The 6,136-nt window shown below is 56.1% G+C and carries 8 protein-coding genes; 6 read left to right on the top strand and 2 right to left on the bottom strand.

Annotated elements, in window-relative coordinates; all coding sequences use genetic code 11:
* The 6 genes from KKD83_10550 to KKD83_10525 form a co-directional block, all read left to right on the top strand.
* On the top strand, positions 1 to 658 hold a 658-nt coding region (locus tag KKD83_10550; protein MBU2536584.1), incomplete at its 5' end, for a UxaA family hydrolase.
* A gap of 516 nt (positions 659 to 1,174) precedes the next feature.
* A complete protein-coding gene (locus KKD83_10545) occupies positions 1,175 to 1,741 on the top strand; it encodes a pyruvate ferredoxin oxidoreductase subunit gamma (GenBank protein ID MBU2536583.1) in 567 nt (188 codons plus the stop codon).
* Between the two features lie 56 nt (positions 1,742 to 1,797).
* Positions 1,798 to 2,007 (top strand): 4Fe-4S binding protein, encoded by a 210-nt coding sequence (locus KKD83_10540; protein MBU2536582.1) that lies wholly within the window; start codon positions 1,798 to 1,800, stop codon positions 2,005 to 2,007.
* A gap of 15 nt (positions 2,008 to 2,022) precedes the next feature.
* The gene (porA, locus tag KKD83_10535) at positions 2,023 to 3,189 is read left to right on the top strand and encodes a pyruvate ferredoxin oxidoreductase (GenBank protein MBU2536581.1); all 1,167 of its coding nucleotides are present in this window, start codon (positions 2,023 to 2,025) and stop codon (positions 3,187 to 3,189) included.
* Complete coding sequence (locus tag KKD83_10530; protein MBU2536580.1) at positions 3,186 to 4,037, top strand: pyruvate synthase subunit beta; 852 nt, start codon at positions 3,186 to 3,188, stop codon at positions 4,035 to 4,037. Before porA ends, KKD83_10530 begins: the two co-directional genes overlap by 4 nt.
* A gap of 30 nt (positions 4,038 to 4,067) precedes the next feature.
* The gene (locus KKD83_10525; GenBank protein ID MBU2536579.1) at positions 4,068 to 4,577 is read left to right on the top strand and encodes a nitroreductase family protein; all 510 of its coding nucleotides are present in this window, start codon (positions 4,068 to 4,070) and stop codon (positions 4,575 to 4,577) included.
* A gap of 13 nt (positions 4,578 to 4,590) precedes the next feature.
* Here the strand turns inward: KKD83_10525 and KKD83_10520 are convergent, their stop codons facing one another.
* Both KKD83_10520 and KKD83_10515 read right to left on the bottom strand, forming a co-directional pair.
* The gene (locus KKD83_10520; GenBank protein ID MBU2536578.1) at positions 4,591 to 5,793 is read right to left on the bottom strand and encodes a 2-oxo acid dehydrogenase subunit E2; all 1,203 of its coding nucleotides are present in this window, start codon (positions 5,791 to 5,793) and stop codon (positions 4,591 to 4,593) included.
* 36 nt (positions 5,794 to 5,829) lie between these two features.
* Positions 5,830 to 6,136: alpha-ketoacid dehydrogenase subunit beta (locus KKD83_10515; protein MBU2536577.1), on the bottom strand; the 307-nt coding region annotated here is incomplete at its 5' end.

Raw genomic sequence — 6,136 nt, 5'->3', positions numbered from 1 at the left:
TGACATGGAAAAGCGGGTCATTGCGGCCGGGGGTGATATGCGCGGGGGCAATCCCAGTGCCGGCAATATCGCCGGTGGATTGACCACCATTGAGGAGAAATCGCTCGGGGCGATAGTTAAAGGCGGTACCAGGCCAATTCAGGATGTATATAATTACGGCGAGCGTGTCCGGGGCAAGGGCCTGTTCGTGGTCGATTCTCCGGGACGAGAACCGGAGTTTCTCACCGTGCTGGCAGCGGCGGGCGCACAGGTCGCCCTCTTCTCAACGGGTCTGGGTGTGCCGCAGGGATTTCCCTTCATCCCCGTAATCAAGGTAACGGGAAATCCGGTTACCTTCCAGCGCCTTCCCGACCATATCGATATGCTGGTGGAAATGACGGCGGGGGAAAGGCTCCGGACTGAAATCGAGCGGCGAAAAAATATATCAGGAGATGCTGGCGGTAGCCTCGGGCAAGCAGACCAAGGCGGAGGTCCTGGGCTATGGCAGCTTTTCCGGCCTATACACAATCGGCCCGATTGTCTAAACAGTACCGATACTCAGTCCGAGTATACTCCACACCAGCGTCAGGACGATTCCCACGCCCAGCAAACAGCCGCTCATCTTCCCCATCGAGGCGCTCAGTGGCGTTCTGGCCTCTTCAATCCCATACTTCCTTAAATGTTCAGCAACTTTGCCTTCAGCAAGCCCGGCAAAACCATCGGTGATGGCGTCACCGACCGCCCCGCCCACAATCGCCCCCAGCACACCGGCAAAGCTGGCGCCGACCAGCGCCGCGATGCCCAGTATTCCGGTATCAATGGCACCGAAGACAATGTCGGCGCCAACCGACTTAATCGATCTTCCGTAAATTTTAAGAGGAATCCAGGGTATAAAGCCGAGGAGAATGATTACCGGGCCAATTAATCGTGTGTGGTAAATGGTGAACACTATGATGCCTATGATAACAATAGAAATGGCGAGGACGCTGGTAAACGCCGGAAAAAACCCTTGACTTCTCATACCGATTTACTCTCCTTTTTACTATCATTGTTTAAACTGGATTAAGACCTCGCAAAGAGTGTAAACCAAATCCCTTCCGAGGGCAATGGTGGACTGCAAGCTATCCTATATGACAGGTGTTCTGAAAATCATATGTTTTTGCGTATAATCAACGCTGTGATATAATGGGCTGAAATGAACCAGAGAGGGCATCTTGAAGAGGTGCGCTGGCATGGGAGAGGTGGGCAGGGGGCTGTCCTCGGAGCCAGTATGCTGGGCAGTGCCGCCGCCCTTTATGAAGGCAAGTATGCCGTTTCCTTCCCCAGTTTTGGCGCCGAACGCCGTGGTGCGCCCGTACAGGCGTTCACCCGCATCAGCGACCGTACCATTCGGACCCGCAGCCAGATTTATCACCCGACGGTAATCATCGTGCTCGATGATACCCTGCTCGATGTGGTTAACATAACGGATGGCGCCCGTGAGGGAGCTACCATCCTGGTCAATACACGTAAATCCAAGGCGCAGTTAAAGAAAATACCGGGTTCTCTCAACGTCACCACCGTGGATGCAACCGCAATCGCGCGGGAGTATATCGGTGTGGCCATTGTCAATACCGCCATGCTCGGTGCACTGGCCGGCGCCACCGGCGTCGTTAGCCTGGATTCCATAAAGAAAGCCATCGCCGGCACGCTGCCGGAGAAAATCGTCGACCGCAATATTGCGGCGGCTGAGGCAGCTTACCAGAAGGTCGGGGGAAAATGAAGAAGGAGAAATCAATCCCGGGGCCCGTATCCAAGGCCGGCACCATACCCACCAGAATGGGGAGCTGGAGCACAGCCAAGCCCGTTCTGAAGGGGAAATGCACCTTCTGCCTTTTCTGCTGGGTTTTCTGCCCGGAAGGGGCCATTACCCAGGACGAGGCAAACCGGAGGGTCACCTTCGATTTCGAGGACTGCAAGGGCTGTGGCATCTGCGTTAAAGAATGTCCGACCAGGGCTATAGAAATGGTCGAGCAGGAAAGTGAATAATCAATGGCTACGAAAATGCCAATTAAAAAATTCATAACAGCCAATGAGGCGGTAGCCCAGGCGGCCAAGCTGGCCCACGTCGATGTGGTCGCTGCTTATCCCATTACCCCGCAGACCAGCATCGTGGAGAAGATTGCCGAATACATTGCTAAGGGCGAGATGGATGCCGATTACCTCAAGGTGGAGTCGGAGCACTCGGCGCTGACGGCCTGTATGGGTGTGCGGATGGCCGGGGCGCGCGCCTTTACCTCAACCTCTTCCCAGGGACTGGAATACATGCATGAAATGCTGGCCTACGCTGCCGGGGGTCGCTATCCGCTGGTCCTGGTCAACGTCTGCCGCTCGGTGGCGCTGCCCTGGAGTATCTGGGGAGACCAGCAGGACGCCATCCAGCAGCGGGATACGGGCTGGATTCAGATTTTCACCGAGACCGGCCAGGAAGCGCTGGACATGGTGCTCCAGGCGTACCGTATCGCCGAGGACCACCGGGTGCTGCTGCCGGTGATGGTCTGCCTCGATTCCTTCATCCAGTCGCACACCGAGGAACTGGTGGAGATTCCCGACCAGAAAACGGTGGACGCTTTCCTGCCCCCGTATGACCCGGTGGTTACGCTGGATGTTGATAATCCATATTCTATATCCGTCGGTGCCTTCGGCAAAAATTACGCGCGCTGGCGACAGGAACAGCAGGAAGCGACGGAAAAGGCGGGAGAGATTATCGTGGAGGTGGGCGATGAATTTGCCCGCATCTTTGGCCGTAATTACAGTGGCCTGATTGAGGCATACCGCTGCGATGGCGCGGAAGCGCTTTTGTTGGCGATGGGCGCATTCGCCGGGACCGCCCGCGAGGTGGTCGATGAGATGCGCGACGAGGGCAGGGCAGTTGGGTTGGTCAAGGTAAGGGCATTCCGTCCCTTCCCGGTCGAGCCACTGAGAAAAGTTTTATCGGGAGTGAAAGCGGCGGCAGTGCTGGACCGCGACTGCTCCTGGGGCTATGAAGGGGCGCTGGCCACCGACCTGAAAGCCGCCCTCTATGGCCTGCCCGAACCACCGGCGATACTCAACTTTATCGGTGGGCTGGGTGGCGCTGACGTGCCGCCGGAAAAGATGAAATACATGCTGGAAAAAGCCCTTGCTGCGGAAAGAGGAGCCATACCGCATCTGGAGTTTATTGACCTATGAAACTGAAGGATATATCCAAAGAGGAGCTATACCGGGCTTCTTTTGGCTGTGCCGGCTGTAGCGCTGTGCTCGCCGTGCGCCTGACCTTGAAAGTGCTGGGCAGGAACTGCGTTTTCGTGGTGCCTGCAAACTGCATCAGCACCGTATCCTGCTATTACCCGCAGGCGCCGTTCTTTGTGCCGTTCACGGTAATGGCCTTCGCCGCAACCGCGGCCGCCTGTTCGGGCATCAGCGCCGGCTTCAAGAGACGCGGTCGAGGGGACATCCATGTCGTCGGCTTCTCCGGCGATGGCGGCACGGCGGACATCGGCATTCAGTCATTATCCGGTGCCATTGACTGCGGCAACAAATTCATCTACATCTGCTACGATAACGAAGCGTATATGAACACGGGCGTTCAGAGGAGCAGCCTGACCCCTTACGGAGCCACCACCAGCACCACCCCGAGCCCGTGCTTTGAAAACAGGCCCAAGAAGGACATGCTGCGCATCGTGGCGGCGCATGATATCCCCTATGCTGCTACCGCCTGTACATCATACCCGCTGGACTACATGGAAAAGGTGGCAAAGGCGAGTCAGGTAAACGGCCCCACCTACGTTCACGTACTGACGCCGTGCCCCACTGGCTGGGGCTTTGCCCCCGACGCGGCAATTGAAATCGGGCGTATGGCGGTGGAGAGCGGCATGTGGAAGCTGACGGAGTTTGAGAATGGCCAATTCCACACCACCTATGCCCCGAAACGACAGCGACCAGTCGCGGAATATTTTGCCGCGCAAGCGAGGTTCCGCCACCTCAGCCCGGAACAAATCGCTGCCATCCAGAAAGAGCTCGACGCCGCGCGCGATTAGGGCATTATCCTGATATTAAAGGAGCAACCAATGGATGCTATAGAAGCCATTTTGTCCCGGAGGAGCATTCGCCGATATACCGGTGAACCGGTACCGGAGGAGCTGATCAAAGAACTGCTGGAAGCGGCGATGAGCGCACCATCGGCCAGCAACGAGCAGCCGTGGCAATTCGTTATTATAGACGACCGCCGCATCCTCGATGAAATTCCCAGGTTCCACCCCTACGCACATATGCTGAAAGAGGCCTCCTGGGCGATTGCCGTCTGCGGTGATTTGAATGAAGAAATGATGAGTGGCTACTGGATTCAGGACTGCTCCGCCGCCACGCAGAATATTTTAATCGCTGCCCATGCCAAGGGTCTGGGGGCGGTGTGGCTGGGCGTTTACCCACGTGAAGAGAGAGTCAAAACGGTGCAGAAGTTGCTCGGGCTGCCCGAGCACGTGATACCATTGTGCTTCATATCGGTGGGCTACCCGGCGGAGCAAAAGCCGCCGTCCAATCGCTACAACGAATCAAGGGTGCATCACAACCAGTGGTGATGCTGATTGGCTATTAAATCAGATTGACCGGGTCTTCGATGTAGTTTTTCACCGTCTGCAGGAACTGCGCGCCCAGCGCACCATCGAGAACGCGGTGGTCAATAGACAGGGTCAGGTTCATCACCGGCCTTATAACCATCTCACCGTTTCGCGCCACGACCTTCTCCACGATTCTCCCCACGGCCAGAATGGCTGCCTCAGGCGGCTGGATAATGGCGCTGAACTGGTCGATATCGTACATTCCCATGTTGGAGATGGTAAAGGTGCTGCCGGTCATCTCTTCTTTGCTGAGGGTATGTTCCCTTGCCTTCTGCACCAGTTCGGCACGGGCCTGAGCGATTTCAGCCAGCGATTTTATGTTGGCGTCTCTGATAACGGGCACCATCAAACCGCCTTCGACGGAAGTTACCAGACCGATATCAATCCGTTTGAATAGCTTCACCGAACCGTCAGTATAGGAGCAGTTGATGGCGGGATTTTTCTCCAGTGCCTTGGCCGCTATCTTGATGATAAGGTCGGTAAGGGTCAGCCTGATTCCGGTTTTGCTTTCGATTACCGGCAGTAACTGCTGGCGTGTTTTCTGTAGTTCCTGCGCATCGGCTTCTACGGTGAGGTAAAAGTGCGGTGTTTTAAAACTCTCCACCATACGCCGGGCAATCACCTCACGCATGGTGGACAGAGGTACTGTTTCCTCCCCGGCACCCGCCGGTACTTCACGAGCAGCCGGTGCTGCGGCTGGCTTGCCTTCTTCAATATACTTCAGGACGTCTTCCTTGGTAATTCTACCGCCCGGCCCGGTTCCGGTTACCAGGCTGAGGTCAACATTGTGCTCTCTGGCGATATTTTTAGCCAGCGGTGAAGCTTTAATCTCTCTCGATTCACCGACCGGTTGCGGAGCCTCAACTTTGGCCTCTGCCTCTGGTTTCCTCTCCTTTGCTTTGACTTGAACCGGTGTCTCAATCTCGGGCGCTTTCTCACCGGGCTGGAGAATGAAGGCAATGGCCGTGCCCACCGCTACCTCGTCGCCCGGCTGGGCCATTACGTTGCTCAGAATACCCGAAGTTTCGGCTTCAAGTTCGAAGGAAGTCTTTTCGCTCTCAATCTCCAGAATGATCTCCCCTTTTTCCACCTGCCCTCCCTCATTCTTGAGCCAGCGGACGATTTTGCCGCTGGTCATCGCCTCGTCAAGTTTGGGGAAGATTACGGCCACAGCCATACTGGTACCCCCACTGTTCTTCTATCGCTGGTTGACTTATTTGCCCATCATCTCCAGGGCAGCCGCCCTGATTTTTTCCGGATTGACCAGGATGTACTGTTCCTGTCCGGGATTGAAGGATACCGGTGAATCAAGCGAGGCAACCCGCCTGATAGGCGCATCCAGGTAATCAAACGCCTTCTCGCCGATAAGGGCGGCAATCTCAGCGCCGAAACCGCCGGTACGGCATGCCTCATAGACCACCATCGCCTTGCCCGTTTTCTGCACCGAGTTTATGATGATTTCCTCGTCAAGTGGCTTCAGCGTCCTTATGTCGACCACCTCAGCATCGATACCATCTTTG

Source organism: Chloroflexota bacterium, assembly GCA_018829775.1.
GTDB lineage: Bacteria > Chloroflexota > Dehalococcoidia > Dehalococcoidales > RBG-16-60-22 > E44-bin89.
This window is presented reverse-complemented; position numbering and strand designations above follow the sequence as displayed.